The sequence below is a fragment of the Pseudomonas sp. LBUM1651 genome, assembly GCF_059716135.1.
Genome location: NZ_CP166805.1, coordinates 2,694,519 through 2,712,101, shown reverse-complemented (window position 1 = coordinate 2,712,101; position 17,583 = coordinate 2,694,519). Strand labels below are relative to the sequence as shown.

Sequence of the window (17,583 nt, the reverse complement as noted above, 5' to 3'; positions counted from 1 at the left end):
TCATTTGGACGACCCGTTTTTTCCATTCTCTGCGCCGGCGCCGGTTGGCGAAGTAACGCGAACGCCGCCCTGTCCTGCCAGGACCAGATTGCCGTTGCCTGCTGCAGTCACCGCCGCGACGGAAATGCGGTCCGGGCGGTTGAACACGCTGAAGGTTTCGCCGTTGTCGTCGCTGCGGATAACGCTGCCACCGTTGCCGACGATCACGATGGAGCCGTCATCGAGCAACGTTGCGCCGGACAGACCAAACTCCAGTGCACCGCGGGCCGCTTTCAGCTCGACCGGTTCCCAGGTGCTGCCGAAATCGGTGGAGCGAAACAGGTTGCCGCGCAGACCGTAGGCCAGCAGTGTGTTGGCTTGAGCGGTGCCGATCACGCCGAACAGCGAACCTTCGTATGGGCCTTCAAGCTTTTCCCAGGTCTGGCCCCAGTCGGCGGAGCGGAACATGCTGCCCTGCTCGCCGACGATGAACAGCCCGGCATCCTTGACCGCGGCGATGCCGTTGAGGTGGTACTGGTCTTCGTTGTCCAGGCGATCGCTGGCGTCTTCCCAGTGTTTGCCGCCGTCGGTGGTGGCCAGCAGCGCGCCGTAAGCGCCCACGGCAAAGCCGCTGTTGGCGTCCTGGAACCAGACGTCGAGCAGCGGCGATTCGCGCTTCAGATCTTCAAATTGCTTGGTCCATGTGACGCCGCCGTCCTCGCTGGCGAGGATCTGTGCGTCATGGCCGACGGCCCAGCCGTGCTTGTCGTCGACAAAATAGACCGAGGTCAGCAGTTGCCGGGTCGGCACCTTGGCCTGGGTCCAGGTTGCGCCTTGGTCATCGGAATACAGGATGTGCCCGCGATCGCCGACCGCCACCAGGCGCTTGCCGGCGTGCACGACGTCAAGCATCAGGCTTTTGCTGGCCTTCGCGGATTCAACGGAATAAACAACGTCGGTTGCCGGCGCCGCGGCGGCCAGCACAGGTGCCGACAACACGGCACAGCCCAACAGCGAGAGCGCTGTAGCCAGCAACGCGAATTTGCGCAGTGCCGGCGGGCGGCAGGTACCCACACCCATGACAGGCTCACTCATAGACCTTCCCCCATTATTATTGTCAGGTCGTTCAACCTTTCAGGGCGCCGTTAGGGGTGCTCATCGGGATTGAATGGTTAGGAGCATAGTCCTGAAACCCGCAATCCAGAGCCCCTTCGGAAGCTGGCTTATCCTATCGGTGTTTGGAAAGGTCTGACAATCGACGCCACGTTATGTTTTGTTAACCTGGAGGGGATGGGGGTTTTATGAATGGTGGGGTATCAGGTGGGGTGATTTGGGTTGGTTGGTTGGTTGGTTGGTTGGTTGGTGTACATATCCGTTTCTGCGGTAACGCGGCTGGCGGTTCCGCTCTTACAGCGGGTCACTTGGAGAAGCGCCAAGTAACCAAGCGCTTTTGCCCCTTTCGTTCGGTGGCTCGCTCCGTCCTGCTCCGTGGGCCCGGAACGAAGCCTCTCGAGGGGGCGACTACCGACACAGCACCGCGAGGCGGCCTACCGGCCGGCCTGTCATTTGAAGCGTTCGCGTTCCCCTGTGGGAGCTAGCCTGCTAGCGATGGACGTCCAGACACCGCGTTCATTCAGACCGCACGCGTTATCGTTAACGTCCATCGCTAGCAGGCTAGCTCCCACAGGGGATGGTTGTCCGGCATTGCATCGGGCTACTCCGCCGGTGATTCAGCCGGAGCAGAACAGGTCGGCTATCAGGCCGCCTTCGCGGGCAAGCCTCGCTCCTACAGGGTCCAGGGTGAACCCTGTGGGAACGAACCAGACTCAAGCCAGGCTTTTGCTGACCACTTCAAACACATCGCTGGACAGCTGACCCGAAGCACGAATCCGCTCCAGCTCCCCTTTCATCAACGCCTGACGAGCGTCGTCATACTTGCGCCAGCGCGTCAGCGGCGCCAATTGACGCGAAGCGATCTGCGGGTTGAAGCCGTTCAGTTCGATCACCAGATCCGCGAGGAAGCGATACCCCGACCCATCCGCCGCATGGAAGTTGATCAGGTTCTGCCCCGCAAACGCACCGACCAGTGCCCGCACCTTGTTGGGGTTCTTGAGGTTGAACGCCGGATGCTGCATCAACGCCTTGACCCGCTCCAGCCCACCCGGCAACGTGCTACCGGCCTGAACACTGAACCACTGGTCCATGACCAACGGGTTGTCCTTGAAGTGGTCGGCAAAACTCGCCAGCGCCCGCGCCTTGTCTTCTTCGAACGACGAGTTGACCAGTACGGCCAACGCTGTGAGGCGCTCGGTCATATTGTCGCTGGTCTCGAACTGCTCGAGTGTCGCCGCCAGGACTTCAGGCTTACCGCTCAACATCAGATAAGACAGCGCAATGTTCTGCAATGCGCGACGAGCAAAGTGCTCGGCCTCGGCCACGTACGGGGTTTGTTTCGACAGATCGCGGTTAGCCTGGTAACGCAGCCACAACGCCTCGAACAAGCCGTCCGCCAATTGCTTGCGGGCAAACTCGCGCGCGATGTGGATGGCATCGACGTCAGCCACTTCGCTGATCTCGGTCAGATACGCCTCACCCGGCAACGACAGCATTTCGGCAACCATCGCCTGATCCAGCGTTTCGTCCGACAGCACGGTGCGCAACGCAGAAACCAGACGCTGATCCATTACCAGTGTCTCGCCGTTCTGCTGCTGAGCGATCAGTTCCTGCAGCACTTGAACCGACAGTTGCTGACCGGCATCCCAGCGATTGAAGCCGTCACTGTCGTGCTGCATCAGGAACATCAGCTGATCACGGTTGTACGGGAAGCTCAGTTTCACCGGCGCCGAGAAGCCGCGCAGCAACGAAGGCAAAGGCTGTTCAGCAATGTCGACAAACGTGAAGGTCTGCTCGGCTTCGGTCACCGATATAACCCGCGAAGTACCCTGAGCGCTGGCTTCGCCGGAAAGACGCAACGCAATAGCCGCGCCTTGGGAGTCCAGCAGGCCCAACTCGACAGGAATCACGAACGGCAGTTTTTCAACCTTGTCCGGGGTGGCCGGGCAGCTCTGGCGGAAGGTCAGGCTGTAGGTTTTCGCGGCGGCGTCGTAGGACTCGCTCACTGCCAAGCGCGGCGTACCGGCCTGGCTGTACCAGCGTTTGAACTGGGTCAGGTCAACACCGTTGGCATCTTCCATAGCCTTGATGAAGTCGTCGCAGGTCACGGCCTGGCCGTCATGGCGCTCGAAGTACAGGTCGCTGCCTTTGCGGAACCCTTCGGCGCCGAGCAAGGTGTGGATCATGCCGACCACTTCCGAGCCCTTTTCGTACACGGTCAGTGTGTAGAAGTTGGAGATCTCGATGAAGCTGTCCGGGCGAACGGCGTGAGCCATGGGACCGGCGTCTTCGGCGAACTGGTGGGTGCGCAGGTAAGCCACGTCCTGAATGCGTTTCACGGTTGCCGAGTTCATGTCGGCGGAGAAACCCGAATCACGGAACACGGTGAAGCCTTCCTTGAGCGACAACTGGAACCAGTCGCGGCAGGTCACGCGGTTGCCCGACCAGTTGTGGAAGTACTCGTGGGCCACGATCGCTTCCACGCGCTGATGCGCGGCGTCGGTCGCGGTTTCGGCGCGGGCCAGCACGGCGCTGGAGTTGAAGATGTTGAGGCCCTTGTTCTCCATGGCGCCCATGTTGAAGTCGTTGACCGCAACAATCATGAAGATGTCCAGGTCATACTCGCGACCGTAGACTTCTTCGTCCCAGCGCATGGACTTCTTCAGGCTGTTCATGGCGTGCTGGCACTTGTCGATGTTTTCCGGTTCGACATAAATGCGCAGCGCCACGGAGCGCTCGGTCATGGTGGTGAAGGTGTCTTCGACGCACCACAAGTCACCGGCCACCAGCGCAAACAGGTACGCCGGTTTCATGAACGGGTCTTCCCACGTCGCCCAATGACGGCCGTCTTCGCCCGGACCGCTGGCAATCGGGTTGCCGTTGGACAGCAGCACCGGATAGCTGTGCTGCTCGGCAACCACCGTGGTGGTGAACTTGCTCATCACGTCCGGGCGGTCGAGGTAATAGGTGATCTTGCGGAAGCCTTCGGCTTCGCACTGGGTGCAGAACATCGTGCCGGACTTGTACAGGCCTTCCAGCGCGGTGTTGGTTTCCGGGTGGATCTTGACGCTGGTGTCGACGGTGAACGTGGTGCTGGTCGGCTGCAGGGTCAGGTGATTTTCGGTCAGTTGATAATCAGCCTCGCTCAATTCGCGGTCGGCCAAGGTTACCGACAACAACTCGAGCTGCTGACCATCGAGCACCAGCGGCGGCAGCCCCGGGCCCCGTTCAGGGTTACGGCGCATCACCAGTTGCGCATGGACCAGGCTGTGGTCCTCGAACAACTCGAAGGTCAGGTGCGTTTCGTCGATCAGGTACTCGGGCGCCTGATAGTCTTTCAAATAGATCATCTTCGGTTGTTCGGTGCGCATGCTGGAGTCCTTACTGATGCACGGCGAGCTGATAAGCCGTGTATTTACGAATATTGATCACGCCGGTGTCGAAAATCAGGTACTGGCCCTTGATCCCAAGCAGCGTGCCTTCGGCAATCGGGTTTTTGTCCAGGTTGAAGCTGACGATCTTGGCCGGGTATTGCTCGACCGGATAGCGGATTTCGAGCGGTTCCACATCGGCAATAGTCTGGATTGCCTGTAGGCCGAATCGTTCCTGTAAACCTTGCAAACCTTCGGCGCAGCTATCAAACAGCTGATCGCGAACCTCGGCCAGGTCCACCGAAACCGCCTCGCCCTTGAGTAAAGCACGCCAGTTGGTCTTGTCCGCCACCTGACTGCGGAACAGGTCTTCGACGAAGCCCGATTGCTGACGGGTCGAAACACGCATGATCGGCAACGCCTGACGGGCGCCCTGATCGATCCAGCGGGTCGGCAGCTGGGTGGCGCGGGTAATCCCGACTTTGACCCCGGACGAGTTCGACAGATACACAATGTGATCGGTCATGCAGAACTTCTCGCCCCACTCCGGTTCACGGCAGGTGCCAGCGTCGTAGTGGCAACGCTCCGGGCTCATGATGCAGATGTCGCACTGCGCCAGTTTGGTCATGCACGGGTAGCAGTAACCCTGGCTGAAACTGGTTTTGGTCTTGCGCCCGCAATGGGAGCAGAAGATCGCCCCCAGGTATTCCAGGCGAACCGTGCTGCCGATCAACGGATTGACCGGCACCTCGACCTCGCCCAGACGAAACGCGTACTGCACGTCTGACCCGTCCAGGCGAGCCGACATTTTACTGATTGCACCGCGGCCAATCTCGATCAATGGATGGCATCCGACTTGAACAGGATATTCGGTACGGTGATCGACTTGGAGCTGCACTCCTGCGGGCCCATGTAACCAGTGCGCTCTTCTTCCGGCAGGTTCTGGATTTCCCAGGCGATCATCGCTTGCAGCGACAGTTCGCGTTGCTCGGCGGTGAGTTTGCCACCGTCCGACCATTTGCCGATTTCCACCGCCAGTTTCAGGCTCTGGTAGATATCCGGGGTGATGTTTTTGATCATTTCGTTAAAAGAGGACATCAAGGTCTCCGCGCTCTTGAATTCACATACGATTTTGGACGGCCAGTTTACGGCGGTTGTACAAACCGCCCAACAAACCGGTCAGGCATCCGACGAGCAACCCGCCGACGTGGGCGGCGTTGGCAATTTCACCGAAGCCGATCAAAGAGACCAGCCCGGACAGGCACAGCAGCAGCCATATCAGCATCATCACCAGTACGCCGCGCGGCAGGCGATAAGCCCGGTTCGGCGACAGAATCTGGAAAATCCAGCAATGCCCGAGCAGGCCGTACAGCACGCCAGACAACCCGCCAAACAAGGTCGGGCCGCTGAAAACGAACTGGGCGTAATTCGACACCAGAGCGAACAGCAAGGTCAGGCCGATCAGGTTGATGCCGCCCTGGCGCGACTCGATGCGCCGCCCCAGCTCCCAGTACCACATGCCGTTCATGGCCAGGTGCAGGAAACCGAAGTGGATCAGCATCGGCGTCACCAGACGCCACCACTGCCCCGCCGCCAGGCTGTCGGCCAGTGGCGTGAAATGGATGTACTCGCCGATCACCCGGAAATCGAGGAAGGTGAACCAGCGCATCGTGTCGAGGTTTTCGCCCAGCAGCGTCACCGCGCCGACGATCAGGCTCAGCAACAGCACCAGTGCAGTTGCTTTGGCGTGGCGCAATTGCTCGACGAAACCGGGGCGCTTACTGGTTTTCGCCACCGGAATGTCCAGTTGCTGATCGGGATCACCCGCCGGGAAACGCTCGTAAAGTACACGCACGTCTTCACTGATACTGGCGGGCACCCACAGCACCTGCTCGCCCTGTTCTTCGCTGACCCGATGCGGCACCTGCATGCGTTCCAGCAACTTGACGAACCCGCTCAGATCCACCGCCAGCGGCAGGCGCAATACGGCAACGGCGCTCATCGCAGGGCCTCGGGCCGTTCGACATCGACCCAGACAAACTTGTGCGGATCGAGCCGGGTTTCCTGATCCAGGCGATAGGCAACCAGTTTGCCGTAGAGCACCGCGCTGTAATCCAGGCAGGCCAGGTTCGGGCGGATTGGCGCCGGTTTACCGCTGCGCCAGTAGTGGCCGACGAACAACAGGGGCTCGTCAATGCCATAGCGCAGCAAGGTGTCTTTTTCGGTGGAGGACAACGGCGTCCGGGCCACGGGCTCCGGCAAGGCGTCCGGTTGGAACACGATGTCTCCGTAGGTTTGCGGGTCGTCTTCCCAGAACTTGGTGCGGAAGAACGAGCGCGTCAGGCCATCGCCGCTGGTCATGGTCAATCCGTGGGGCAAACGCATGTCGGTGCCGCGCAGCAAGCGGTCGAACACGGTGCAGGCAAAACTGCCCGGAACGGCCGAAGCCTGGAGGAAATGTTCATCGACGCAGCCATCGGAAAACAGCGCACGCAACGGCTCGATCAGGCCCGAATCCCAGCAGGCATGCACCACGCGGAAACGCCCGGCATCCAGAAACAGGGGCAATTCGTAGAACCATTGCTGGAAGTCATGCCAGTCGCCGGGGTGATCTTCAAACTGGGTCAGGGTTTCACCCAGCAGGCGCGCATGACGCGGGGTGTGTTCACGGACGAACTGCTTGCCGCTGCCCGGAGGCGCCGGTGTGCTCCAGCCGAGTGCGTTGAATTCGTGGTTGCCCATGATGCACAGCGCCTGGCCAGCCTCGACCATGTCGTGGACGATGTGCAGCGCCTCGCGAATCCGCGGGCCACGGTCGATGATGTCACCGACGAACACCGCCATGCGCGACGGGTGCCGCCAAACGCCACCTTGTTTGTGATAACCGAGCCGGTCGAGCAAGTGCTCAAGGGTCAGAGCGCATCCGTGCACGTCACCGATCAGGTCGTAACTTCGCGCGGGATCGAGCATCAGTCGCCTCCACCCCCCAACTTGCTGCCCCAGCCGAGCTTGGTCCGGCAGACTTCGTAGTAGTTGTGATCGAGCGGGTGAATCAGCCGCAGCTTCTGCGCTTTCTTGCTGATGGTAATGGTGTCACCCGGCGCGCAGGTGAAGTGGTTCTGCCCGTCACAGGAGACTTGCGGGTAGATCTGCATATCCTTGGACACGACGATTTTCAGCTCACTGTTGCCATCGACCACAATCGGTCTACCTGACAAGGTATGGGGGTACATCGGCACAATCACAATAGCGTCAAGCTTGGGGTGCATGATCGGGCCACCCGCCGACAGCGCGTAAGCGGTCGAACCGGTCGGAGTGGCGACGATCAGGCCGTCGGCCTTCTGGCTGCAGACGAACTGGCCGTCGATGTACAGCTCGAACTCGATCATCCGCGTCGATTTGCCGGGGTGCAGCACCACGTCGTTCAGTGCATCGCCCTGGCCAATGGCCTCGGCGTGGCGCCGGACTTCGGCCTGCAGCAGGAAGCGGTTTTCCACCAGGTAGTGGCCGTCGAGCACTTCGGCGACTTTGACTTCGAGCTCGTCCGGGCGGATATCGGTGAGGAAACCCAGGCTGCCCCGGTTGATGCCGAGTACCGGAATATTGTGCCGGGCCAGTGCGCGCGCAGCGCCGAGCAGGCTACCGTCACCACCGACCACAATCACCATGTCACACACTTCACCGAGCATCTTGCGCGACGAGGTTTGCAGGCCATGACCCGGCAGCACTTCGGCGATGGTGTCTTCAAGGATCACGTGCAGGTGACGATCGAGCAGAAACCGTTTCAGTCGGCGGACGGTATCCAGCACCTGCGAACTGCCCAGGCGACCGATGATGCCGATATTACGAAATTGCTCCATGGGGCTCCTATTGGGACGCGGGGGCCTGCGACGGCGAAAAACACGATTATGGGCGAAAGCGCGGGATAGACAAAATCCTTTCAGCCACAAGGGTGTACTCATGTTTAGGGCTATGCTCGCAAGATGATCCTATTTCCCGATTTGCTGCAGTTACCCCACCAGTTGCGCCACCCGGAGGTGCGTGACCTGGCGTGGGTCATCCTCGCGCCGCCGATGCTGGAGGTCACGCCGTGGCCGCAACGCCATCCGCTGGCCGGCAGCGACTGGGTGCAGGCACCGGAACGGCTGGAACTCTGGCTGCGGCAACTGGATCGCGACAGTTATGACCTGCTGCACTGGCTGGCCCAGGCCCGGACCCGGCGTCTGGGTCTGTACTATGAACGGCTGTGGCAATACGCCGTGCGGCATGCGCCAGGCATCGATCTGATTGCCGCCAATATGCCGATCCGCCGCGAGGGCCACACGCTGGGCGAGCTGGACATGCTGCTGCGTGATCGCGACGGCGTGCATCACCTCGAACTGGCAATCAAGCTTTACCTCGGCCCGCAAGAGGGCGACGGACATGACACGGCGCACTGGTTAGGCCCGGGCTGCCACGATCGGCTGGACCGTAAACTGGCGCACTTGAGTCAGCATCAATTGCCGATTTCCGCCCGGCCGGAGAGCCGTGAAGTGCTGGCGGCGCTGGATATTCAACAGTTCAGTGCGCATTTGTGGCTGGGCGGGTATTTGTTGTATCCGTGGCCGGGGCAGTCCCAATCACCGGACGGCGCACATCCGCAACATTTACGCGGAAGCTGGCTGCATCAAAAGGACTGGAAGGATTTTGTCGCACAGCGTCCGTTCGGGCGCTGGCAACCCCTGCCCCGCCATGCCTGGCTGGCGCCGGCGCATTATCCGGTGGAGCAGACCTGGAACGCGGAACAGCTGGAGGCGTGGCTCAGCGATCTCGAACCGCTGGCGCCGGCGCAGTTGCTGGTGCGGTTGATCGAGAATGTCGATGGGGATTGGGAAGAGGCAGAGCGGTTGTTTCTGGTGGCGGATCTTTGGCCGAATGTGCCGGGCAATGGTTGAGGCTTGTAGCGTCTGTACCGGCCCCATCGCGAGCAGGCTCGCTCCCACAGGGATCTTGGTCATAAGGAGATCCAGTGTGGGAGCGAGCCTGCTCGCGATGGGGCCAACCCGGTCTAAACGGACAACCGCACAGCCAACGCCGCCAACGTCACCAGCAACACCGGCACCGTCAAAACAATCCCGACCTTGAAGTAATACCCCCATCCGATCCGGATACTCTTGCGCTCCAGCACATGCAGCCACAACAACGTCGCCAGGCTGCCGATCGGCGTAATTTTCGGCCCAAGGTCACTGCCGATGACGTTGGCGTAGATCATCGCCTCCTTCACCACACCTGTTGCCTGGCTGGCATCAATCGACAGCAAACCAACCAGCACCGTCGGCAGATTGTTCATCATCGACGACAGCAACGCAGTCAGCACACCGGTGCCCATCGCTGCGCCCCAGACGCCATAACCGGCAAAACCGTCCAGCCAACCCGCCAGATACCCGGTGAGCCCGGCGTTGCGCAGTCCGTAGACCACCAGATACATGCCCAGCGAGAAAATCACGATCTGCCATGGCGCCTCTTTCATCACCTTGCGCGTGGAAATCTTGTGGCCGCGGGCTGCAATGGCCAGCAGCAACGCCGCGCACACCGCCGAAATGGCACTGATGGGAATGCCCAGCGGCTCCAGCGCAAAACAGCCGAGCAACAGGATCACCAAGACCGCCCAACCCGCGAAAAATGTCGCTTTGTCGTGGATGGCGCTGGCCGGCTGCGCCAGTTGCTCCGGATCGTAATCCTTGGGAATGTCGCGCCGGAAGAACCACATCAGCACCGCCAGCGTCGCCGCGACGCTGACCAGATTGACCGGGATCATCACCGCCGCGTAGCGATTGAAGCTGATGTGGAAGAAGTCGGCGGAAACGATGTTTACCAGGTTCGACACCACCAGTGGCAGGCTTGCGGTGTCGGCGATGAACCCGGCGCCCATCACGAACGCCAGGGTCGCCGCCGGCGAAAAACGCAACGCCAGCAGCATGGAAATCACAATGGGCGTGAGGATCAGCGCCGCGCCGTCATTGGCGAACAGCGCCGAAACCAGCGCGCCGAGCAGCACCATGTAGGCAAACAGCTTGCGCCCACTGCCATGGCCCCAGCGCGCGACATGCAACGCCGCCCAGGCAAAGAACCCTGCCTCGTCCAGCAACAGGCTGATAATGATCAGCGCGACAAAGGTGCCGGTGGCGTTCCAGATGATCTGCCACACCAACGGAATGTCAGTCAGGTGCACCACGCCGAAGATCAACGCCAGCACTGCGCCGAGTACCGCACTCCAGCCGACGCCCAGACCTTTGGGTTGCCAGATCACCAGGGTAATGGTCAGCAGGAAAATCAGCGACGCTACAAGCATCCGGAGCAGCCTTCAAAAAGTGGAGAAAAAATCAGCAGCAGCGAACCGGCCGGTCAGCCATCGCCTGCAAACGTGCGACATCGGCGGCGAGCCATTCAACGTTGGCGGCCAGCGCCCCCTGCAACAGCGTGATGACCCACGGCGATAGTTGCGGATGCAGACGATAAAACACCCATTGCCCCTGACGTCGATCCGCCAGCAGCCCGTTGCTGCGCAATTGCGCCAGATGACGAGAGATCTTGGGTTGGCTGAGGTCCAGCCCGGCAGTCAACTCACACACACACAACTCGCCTTCGCGGGCGATCAGCATAGCGATGCGACTTCGCGTGTCATCGGCCAGGGCCTTGAAAATATCGACGGGACCACGGGAATCGGACATGAGGGAACACGCCTCCAGACAAACGAGGCGTGAAATATATGGAATTTCGAATATGCAGTAAAGAAAAGTTTCCGGGCTTCTACTTGTGGCGAGGGATCCTGGGCCAACACCCACTCACAACCGAATCACATGCCCCTCCACCGGTGCGACCTGCCCATGAAACAACCGGGAAACGACATTTTGCGCCGCTTCATAGCCCTCACTCTCAACCACTTCCAGCAACGGATTTTCCACGGCGGTCACTTGCCGATAAAAACGCTGCAAGCCCTCACCAATATGTTGACTGACCCCTTCCGCCCCCCAGTCGGCATTGCGCTTGCGAATCTGGATCGGTGCAAAAGAGAACACCGGCTGCGGCCCCTCGATGGCCGTCAACCGTGCCTCTTCGGTGCTCTGCGCAGACCCGGCGAAACAGTTGTAAACCAACTGCCCGGCAAAATGCTGGTGCACCCGGTCACGTAAATCCAGGTCGCCGGAAAAATCCACATAGAGCGTTGGACGGTCATTGGTCAGGCTCGCCAGCTCTGCGTAGGACACCGTTCGCTCATAACAACCGAGCTTCTCGACAAACGCCTTGTTGCCAGCGGAGGCCAGCGCTATTCGTTCCAGTTCAGGATGATTGTCCAGACAGACCGCCGTGCCGTAGGCGGTTTTGCTCGATGCGCTGGAAAACACCAACCGGGTCGCGCCGAAGAACTGCTTGTCCTGAAGGAAGTCCGCCAGCATCGATGAAGTCAGAAACAACGGCTTGAGCAAAATCTGCAGGTTTTCCGTTTCGGGGCTGTAGTACGAATCCCAACTGCAACGGGTGTATTGGTTGTAGGCCGACGTCAGCGCCTGCCGATGTTCCGCTGCATCATAGAAACCACGCTCGGTAACACGCTCCGGACGCATCCAAAGATGGCTGACAATCGGAAAATAGCCGTAGAAGCGCTCTCCTACCCTTACGCCCTCAACCGTTGAAGCAATCACATCGGCAAAACCCCAGACCGGTATATGGCCCCATTCAGCCAGTCCCGTAGTTGCTGTCGGGGTACATCCGACATTGTCTGGATACCTTGTTACAGCGCCTGGATGAACACGTCATACGAGCGAACGACCTGGCCTGGCCAACCCGAATCAAACGCCTGGTACACCTGACCTGCGACCCGAGCGATGCCGGGCACCCACTGTTTAACCATGAAATGCTGGCTTTAGAACACCAGATCGCCGAATCCAAACATCATCGACGGGTGTTCCAGGAGTTTTCGCAAAAATGGCGTGAGGCCTTTGCAGCCTGCAGCGACTTACCCACACAACCGTCAGAAACAACCATCGACGCCTGGGTGATCATGGCTTGGGGCGGACGTCGTTATTGCATCACCGCACAAGCGGCGGCGGAGCAAACCGCCGCGTGGCTATCGGAAATGGAAATGATGATATGTAGCCGATTGCCAACATCCCTGTAGGAGCGAGGCTTGCCCGCGAAGGGGCCGCCACATCCAACATAGATACTGAATGTGACGCCCCCTTCGCGGGCAAGCCTCGCTCCTACAGGGGATTGCGTATTTGTCAGACCTTCTTGTGCTGCTCCACCCACTTCCCATAAGCATCAATGAATTTCTGCAGGAACGGCCTGACCGACTCCGACAGGTTGCCGGCCTCGTCGAACGCCGATCCTGCCCCGCTCAGGTAGGCTTCCGGCTGCTGCATGCACGGCACATCGAGAAACACCATGGACTGGCGCAGGTGATGGTTGGCACCAAATCCGCCGACCGCACCCGGCGAAGCGCTGATCACCGCACCCGGCTTGCCGCTCCAGGCACTCTTGCCGTAGGGCCGCGAACCGACATCGATCGCATTCTTCAGGGGCGCCGGCACCGAACGGTTGTATTCCGGGGTGACGAACAGCAACGCGTCGGATGAACTCACTTGTTGTCGGAAAGTGCTGTAGGCTGCCGGCGGTGAAGCACCATCGATGTCTTCGTTATAGAGCGGCAAGTCGCCGATTTCGACGATGTTCAGTTTGAGATTCGCAGGAGCCAGATCGGCCAGGGCCAACGCGACCTTGCGATTGATCGATTCTTTTCTCAAGCTGCCGACCAGAACGGCGATCGTATAGACGTTGCTCATGGAAGATTCTCGACTGTCCGATGGAAGAGCTTCTAGTTATAGATGACGATCCACACAGCGGACGACTGAAAATACCGTCCCTGACTATTTTTTTCCTGTAGGAAAACTTACCTCGCCCAACCACGGTCTACAGAGCCGCAAATTGAGTGATTTATCTCCAGAGGTTCTAAGCAGATGGCAGCAGTACTCGTCGGTCAGTTCCATGCAAGAGACGCGGAAGGCCGTGTCTATTCCGTGCATGAGTTCCAGGAATCCACCCCGTCGGCAGACGGTCTCACCGCTGTCACCACTTACAAACTGGCCATTGGCGACCGCGTCAACAAGCTTGATGAAAACGAGTTTCTGCTGGTGCAATCGGGCGTCACCATCGTTCGCGAACCCGACACCTTCATTGCCGGCGTGCCGGAAACCAACGTCGCCTCATAACCTCGCGTTATGAGCAGAAGTCTTATGCGCGGACTTGGGTTAGGATTCAGTCACTGACTCCCTCTCCTGCTGAACATGGACTTCACGCATGCGTTTACGTCATATCGAAGTGATACAGGCGCTCCTGCAGACCGGTCACCTGGGCACCGCCGCCGAATGGTTGCAGTTGCCAGTGGCCGAGGTCGAAAGCATTTTGCGTGACGCCGAGAGCCAGTTTGGTTTCATGTTGTTTTCCAGCGTGCGTGGACGCTTGCAGGCCACGCGCGAGGCGCGGGAATTGCAGGTCGAAATCGCCCACGTCTACGAGGCGCTCGAACCGGTCCAGCGTCTGGCCAGCAGTCTCAAGCAGTATCAGGCTCCACCCCTTCGCATCATTTGCACACCGCCTCTGGCTCAACAGTTGTTGCCCCAGAGCATCGCGGCCCTGCGCCGGCGTCTGCCCGACGTGCCTTGCAACCTGTTGAGCCAGCCCACCCGCGACATCGTCCGAAGCCTGCTGCTGCGCGAAAGCGATCTGGGCCTGAGCCTGCACGATCCCGACCACGCGGATATTCATTGTCAGGTCATTGCCCAGGGCAAACTGCAACTGTTGGCCCCTCACGGCTGGCTGCAACCAAAACAGAAGTACATTTCGCTGCAAGACCTGGCGGGCCAGTCGATGGTCGGCCTGGAAGGTCATGATCCGCTGAGCCCGGCGCTCGACAACAAACTGCACGGGCTGCGCCCTGCCCCCGTCGTCCACACCCGGGTTCAGACGCACCAGATGATGCGCAGCATGGTCGAGGCCGGGGAAGGTCTGGCGATTGTCGACCCGTTCACCGCACTCGGTGCCAAGTCCGCTGGCCTGGACGCCTGCCCGTTGGCGCCCGCCGTACCGATCAGCGTCTACGCCCTGACCTTGAAGAACGGCGAGCCTTCACCGGCTGCTCAGGCATTGCTGGATATCGTCACGGAACAAGCCGTGGCGATGTTGGCGAGCTGATCGGGTTTTCCAGCGGGTTATCGAACAATCGATACCAGAACAAAGCAATCTCGGCAGTGTTGGGGTCTATGCCGCGATAGCGCAGATGATCGATGCCGCCAACCACATACCCGCAGCGTTCATAGAGCCGGCAAGCCCCCAGGTTGTTGTTCTGGGTTTCGAGCATGATGCCCGGCAGTTTCTTCTTGCGACTCCAGAACTGCGCCACATCCAGCAGCGCCTTGGCCACGCCATGTCGCCGTGCCGGCGCATGCACCGCCAGCTCATCGATGTGGGCAAAGCCGTTCCAGTTGGTGCTGACCACCAGGTGACCCACCGGCTCATCGTCGAGATAAGCCATGAAAATCGCACTGTCGGCGGCATCGCGAAAACTGCTGAATTCCTCGGGATCAATGCCGTAGCACTTACGGTAAGGGGTGATCGGCGTCAGCGGCCACTGCTCCACCGGCTTGCCGATTTCGGCTGCGCCATAGGCCGTAACTTCAAAACTGAAATCACTGCCCCAGATGTAAGCAGCGAAGCCATCGTCGGCAACGCGCACCGACAGCCCTGGGTATTTCGGATTCATGACCGGTTGCATACTGGGAAAGGTCCTCACTCCTTGATGCAATCGACGGTGTAATGCCGCCCATTGCCCTCGTCTTCGTGTTGCAAGCCATGCACATCGGCGACAAACCCCGGGAAACTACTGTCGAACGTGCGGGCAAACGCCAGGTAATCGATGATCGAGCGGGTCGACTCGGTGAAGCGTTCGCCAGGCATGATCAATGGGATCCCCGGCGGGTACGGCACCAGCATGACTGCGGCGATGCGGCCGCCCAGCGCATCGATCGACACTGCCTGCACCTCGCCTCGCACCAGTTGATCATAGGCGTCGGCCGGCTTCATGGCGATTTCCGGTAGCACCGTGTACATGCGCTTGAGATGTTTGGCGGTGGCATTGCTGCGGTAACAGGCGTGCAGTTGATCGCATAGATCGCGCAACCCCATGCCCTTGTAGCGCGCGCCATCCTGCTGCGCCACGCACGGCAGGCAGGTCGAAAGGCTGACGTTTCCGTCATAACTGCGCTTGAACTCCAGCAACTCGGTCAACAGCGTGCTCCATTTGCCCTTGGTGATGCCCATGGAAAACAGCACCAGGAATGAATACAAACCAGTCTTCTCGACCACCAGCCCGCGCTCCCAAAGGAACTTGCTGACCACCGCCGCCGGAATCCCGCGTTCGCTCAACGCGCCGCCTGCGGTGAGACCCGGCATCACCAGCGTGACTTTGATCGGATCGAGCAGCACATAGTCGTCGGTCACGCCGCCAAAACCATGCCAGTCGGCATCCGGTTGCAGCAGCCAGTCTTCAGTGACCACACGCTCGATGCCTTCCACCGACGGCGGCTGCCAGATGGAAAACCACCAGTCGTCGGCAGCAATGTGTTGCCGCAGGTTCGCCAGCGCCCGGCGGAAACTCAAGGCTTCGTCGAACATTTCCTGTAACAAGGAACGACCGGCTGGGCCTTCCATCATGGCCGATGCCACGTCCAGCGACGCAATGATGCTGTACTGCGGCGACGTGGAGATGTGCATCATGAACGCTTCGTTGAAACGGTCGCGGTCCAGTTGCCGGGCGCCGCCATCCTGAACGTGAATCATCGAGGCCTGACTGAACGCCGCCAACAGTTTGTGCGTGGAATGGGTGGTGAACACCAGCGGGCTATCATCGCTGCGGGAAGTGCCCATGCCATAACGCCCGGCGAAGAACTCGTGAAACGCCGCGTAGGCATACCAGGCCTCATCGAAATGCAGCACTTCGACGCTGTTGCCCAGGCTTTGCTTGATCAACTCGGCGTTGTAACAGAGGCCGTCGTAGGTGGAATTGGTCACCACCGCCAGTTTGACCTTGGGTGCGCGCCCCTTGGTCAACGGGCTGGCGTCGATCTTGGCCTGGATCGACTCGCGGCTGAATTCACTTAGCGGAATCGGGCCGATGATCCCCAGTTCGTTTCGCTCCGGGCACAGGTACAGCGGGATGGCGCCGGTCATGATGATCGAGTGCAACACCGACTTGTGGCAATTGCGGTCCACCAGCACCAGGTCATCGCGGGCAACCATGGAATGCCAGACGATCTTGTTCGCAGTCGAGGTGCCATTGATCACGAAAAAAGTGTGATCGGCGCCGAAGTTGCGCGCCGCTCGCGCTTCCGCCTCGGCCAGCGGGCCGGTGTGATCGAGCAGCGAACCCAGTTCAGGCACCGACACCGACAAATCCGAACGCAGGGTGTTTTCCCCAAAAAACTGGTGGAACGCCTGACCCACCGGGCTCTTGTGATACGCCACGCCGCCGCCATGGCCGGGCGTGTGCCAGGAATAATTGGAGTCGGCGGTGTGTTGCACCAAAGCCTTGAAGAACGGTGGCAGCAGGCCATCCAGGTATTTGCGCGCGGCTCGCGCAACCTGCCGCGCCAGAAACGGCACGGTGTCTTCGAACAAATAGAGAATGCCGCGCAGTTGATTGAGCTCGTCCATCGCATCGGCCGGGGCGTTTTCCAGCGTCACTTGCTCGCCAAGCGCGAAAATCGGCAAGTCCGGCGCACGCACCCGCGCCAGGCTGATCAGTTCGGCCATGTTTTGCAGCAGATGAGAGTTGGCGCTGGGGTCTTCGGCGGCGATCAACATGCACGAGAGACCGTGATGGGTCGACGCGACCAGCCGCCCCTCGGCGTAATCCACCGCCGAGACAATGCTGAAGCCTTCCTGCTCCAGCTCCCGGGCGATGCCACGCACGCGATCACCGGCGACGGTGTCGGCCTTGATGTCGCGATGGACGATCAGGACCGGGAATTTCAAATCTTTGTACATGGGGCTCAGTGTCCTGAGGCGGCAGACCTTGGTCTGCCAA

17 protein-coding genes are annotated in these 17,583 nt (G+C 60.1%); 4 read left to right on the top strand and 13 right to left on the bottom strand.

Annotation, left to right across the window (positions count from 1 at the left end; translation table 11 throughout):
- The 7 genes from ACA066_RS12725 to ACA066_RS12695 form a co-directional block, all read right to left on the bottom strand.
- Complete coding sequence (locus tag ACA066_RS12725; protein WP_497699495.1) at positions 1 to 1,074, bottom strand: WD40/YVTN/BNR-like repeat-containing protein; 1,074 nt, start codon at positions 1,072 to 1,074, stop codon at positions 1 to 3.
- A 731-nt stretch (positions 1,075 to 1,805) separates the two neighbouring features.
- Entirely contained in the window at positions 1,806 to 4,463 is a 2,658-nt protein-coding gene (gene pepN / locus ACA066_RS12720; protein WP_497699494.1) for an aminopeptidase N, read from the bottom strand.
- 10 nt (positions 4,464 to 4,473) lie between these two features.
- Entirely contained in the window at positions 4,474 to 5,304 is an 831-nt protein-coding gene (locus ACA066_RS12715; protein WP_497699493.1) for a DUF2797 domain-containing protein, read from the bottom strand.
- Entirely contained in the window at positions 5,301 to 5,561 is a 261-nt protein-coding gene (locus tag ACA066_RS12710; RefSeq protein WP_017338278.1) for a YeaC family protein, read from the bottom strand. Before ACA066_RS12710 ends, ACA066_RS12715 begins: the two co-directional genes overlap by 4 nt.
- A gap of 22 nt (positions 5,562 to 5,583) precedes the next feature.
- Entirely contained in the window at positions 5,584 to 6,465 is an 882-nt protein-coding gene (locus tag ACA066_RS12705; protein ID WP_497699492.1) for a rhomboid family intramembrane serine protease, read from the bottom strand.
- The gene (locus ACA066_RS12700) at positions 6,462 to 7,436 is read right to left on the bottom strand and encodes a metallophosphoesterase (protein ID WP_497699864.1); all 975 of its coding nucleotides are present in this window, start codon (positions 7,434 to 7,436) and stop codon (positions 6,462 to 6,464) included. The genes ACA066_RS12705 and ACA066_RS12700 overlap by 4 nt, the downstream gene beginning before the upstream one ends.
- On the bottom strand, positions 7,433 to 8,323 hold the full coding sequence (locus tag ACA066_RS12695) for an NAD(+) kinase (RefSeq protein WP_007906781.1): 891 nt from the start codon (positions 8,321 to 8,323) through the stop codon (positions 7,433 to 7,435). Before ACA066_RS12695 ends, ACA066_RS12700 begins: the two co-directional genes overlap by 4 nt.
- Positions 8,324 to 8,446: 123 nt before the next feature.
- On the opposite strand from ACA066_RS12695, the gene ACA066_RS12690 reads away from it, so the two are divergent.
- On the top strand, positions 8,447 to 9,397 hold the full coding sequence (locus ACA066_RS12690; RefSeq protein ID WP_497699491.1) for a DUF1853 family protein: 951 nt from the start codon (positions 8,447 to 8,449) through the stop codon (positions 9,395 to 9,397).
- A 113-nt stretch (positions 9,398 to 9,510) separates the two neighbouring features.
- Here ACA066_RS12690 and ACA066_RS12685 read toward each other — a convergent pair whose 3' ends face one another.
- The 3 genes from ACA066_RS12685 to ACA066_RS12675 form a co-directional block, all read right to left on the bottom strand.
- On the bottom strand, positions 9,511 to 10,794 hold the full coding sequence (locus tag ACA066_RS12685; RefSeq protein ID WP_497699490.1) for an arsenic transporter: 1,284 nt from the start codon (positions 10,792 to 10,794) through the stop codon (positions 9,511 to 9,513).
- A 31-nt stretch (positions 10,795 to 10,825) separates the two neighbouring features.
- Entirely contained in the window at positions 10,826 to 11,173 is a 348-nt protein-coding gene (locus ACA066_RS12680; protein ID WP_497699489.1) for a metalloregulator ArsR/SmtB family transcription factor, read from the bottom strand.
- Positions 11,174 to 11,287: 114 nt separating this feature from the next.
- The gene (locus tag ACA066_RS12675; RefSeq protein WP_497699488.1) at positions 11,288 to 12,145 is read right to left on the bottom strand and encodes a DUF2855 family protein; all 858 of its coding nucleotides are present in this window, start codon (positions 12,143 to 12,145) and stop codon (positions 11,288 to 11,290) included.
- Between the two features lie 86 nt (positions 12,146 to 12,231).
- Here ACA066_RS12675 and ACA066_RS12670 point away from each other — a divergent pair, with 86 nt between their 5' ends.
- Positions 12,232 to 12,621, top strand: a complete 390-nt coding sequence (locus ACA066_RS12670; protein WP_497699487.1) for a hypothetical protein — start codon at positions 12,232 to 12,234, stop codon at positions 12,619 to 12,621.
- A gap of 103 nt (positions 12,622 to 12,724) precedes the next feature.
- Here ACA066_RS12670 and ACA066_RS12665 read toward each other — a convergent pair whose 3' ends face one another.
- Complete coding sequence (locus ACA066_RS12665) at positions 12,725 to 13,285, bottom strand: NADPH-dependent FMN reductase (protein WP_497699486.1); 561 nt, start codon at positions 13,283 to 13,285, stop codon at positions 12,725 to 12,727.
- A gap of 174 nt (positions 13,286 to 13,459) precedes the next feature.
- Here ACA066_RS12665 and ACA066_RS12660 point away from each other — a divergent pair, with 174 nt between their 5' ends.
- On the top strand, positions 13,460 to 13,711 hold the full coding sequence (locus tag ACA066_RS12660; protein ID WP_497403824.1) for a hypothetical protein: 252 nt from the start codon (positions 13,460 to 13,462) through the stop codon (positions 13,709 to 13,711).
- A gap of 88 nt (positions 13,712 to 13,799) precedes the next feature.
- Complete coding sequence (locus tag ACA066_RS12655) at positions 13,800 to 14,693, top strand: LysR family transcriptional regulator (protein ID WP_497699485.1); 894 nt, start codon at positions 13,800 to 13,802, stop codon at positions 14,691 to 14,693.
- Here the strand turns inward: ACA066_RS12655 and ACA066_RS12650 are convergent.
- Together ACA066_RS12650 and ACA066_RS12645 are read right to left on the bottom strand one after the other, a co-directional pair.
- Positions 14,659 to 15,273 carry a GNAT family N-acetyltransferase gene (locus ACA066_RS12650; RefSeq protein WP_497699484.1) on the bottom strand — a complete coding sequence of 205 codons (615 nt, stop codon included), beginning with the start codon at positions 15,271 to 15,273 and terminating at the stop codon, positions 14,659 to 14,661. The genes ACA066_RS12655 and ACA066_RS12650 overlap by 35 nt on opposite strands.
- 14 nt (positions 15,274 to 15,287) lie before the next feature.
- On the bottom strand, positions 15,288 to 17,543 hold the full coding sequence (locus ACA066_RS12645) for an Orn/Lys/Arg family decarboxylase (protein WP_497699483.1): 2,256 nt from the start codon (positions 17,541 to 17,543) through the stop codon (positions 15,288 to 15,290).
- Positions 17,544 to 17,583: the final 40 nt, after the last annotated feature.

Bases quoted from the DNA above. Each gene is read 5' to 3' on its own strand.
- ACA066_RS12725 (WP_497699495.1), bottom strand. From the start codon at position 1,074: ATGAGTGAGCCTGTCATGGGTGTGGGTACCTGCCGCCCGCCGGCACTG.
- pepN (WP_497699494.1), bottom strand. From the start codon at position 4,463: ATGCGCACCGAACAACCGAAGATGATCTATTTGAAAGACTATCAGGCG.
- ACA066_RS12710 (WP_017338278.1), bottom strand. From the start codon at position 5,561: ATGTCCTCTTTTAACGAAATGATCAAAAACATCACCCCGGATATCTAC.
- ACA066_RS12705 (WP_497699492.1), bottom strand. From the start codon at position 6,465: ATGAGCGCCGTTGCCGTATTGCGCCTGCCGCTGGCGGTGGATCTGAGC.
- ACA066_RS12695 (WP_007906781.1), bottom strand. From the start codon at position 8,323: ATGGAGCAATTTCGTAATATCGGCATCATCGGTCGCCTGGGCAGTTCG.
- ACA066_RS12690 (WP_497699491.1), top strand. From the start codon at position 8,447: ATGATCCTATTTCCCGATTTGCTGCAGTTACCCCACCAGTTGCGCCAC.
- ACA066_RS12685 (WP_497699490.1), bottom strand. From the start codon at position 10,794: ATGCTTGTAGCGTCGCTGATTTTCCTGCTGACCATTACCCTGGTGATC.
- ACA066_RS12680 (WP_497699489.1), bottom strand. From the start codon at position 11,173: ATGTCCGATTCCCGTGGTCCCGTCGATATTTTCAAGGCCCTGGCCGAT.
- ACA066_RS12665 (WP_497699486.1), bottom strand. From the start codon at position 13,285: ATGAGCAACGTCTATACGATCGCCGTTCTGGTCGGCAGCTTGAGAAAA.
- ACA066_RS12660 (WP_497403824.1), top strand. From the start codon at position 13,460: ATGGCAGCAGTACTCGTCGGTCAGTTCCATGCAAGAGACGCGGAAGGC.
- ACA066_RS12655 (WP_497699485.1), top strand. From the start codon at position 13,800: ATGCGTTTACGTCATATCGAAGTGATACAGGCGCTCCTGCAGACCGGT.
- ACA066_RS12650 (WP_497699484.1), bottom strand. From the start codon at position 15,273: ATGCAACCGGTCATGAATCCGAAATACCCAGGGCTGTCGGTGCGCGTT.
- ACA066_RS12645 (WP_497699483.1), bottom strand. From the start codon at position 17,543: ATGTACAAAGATTTGAAATTCCCGGTCCTGATCGTCCATCGCGACATC.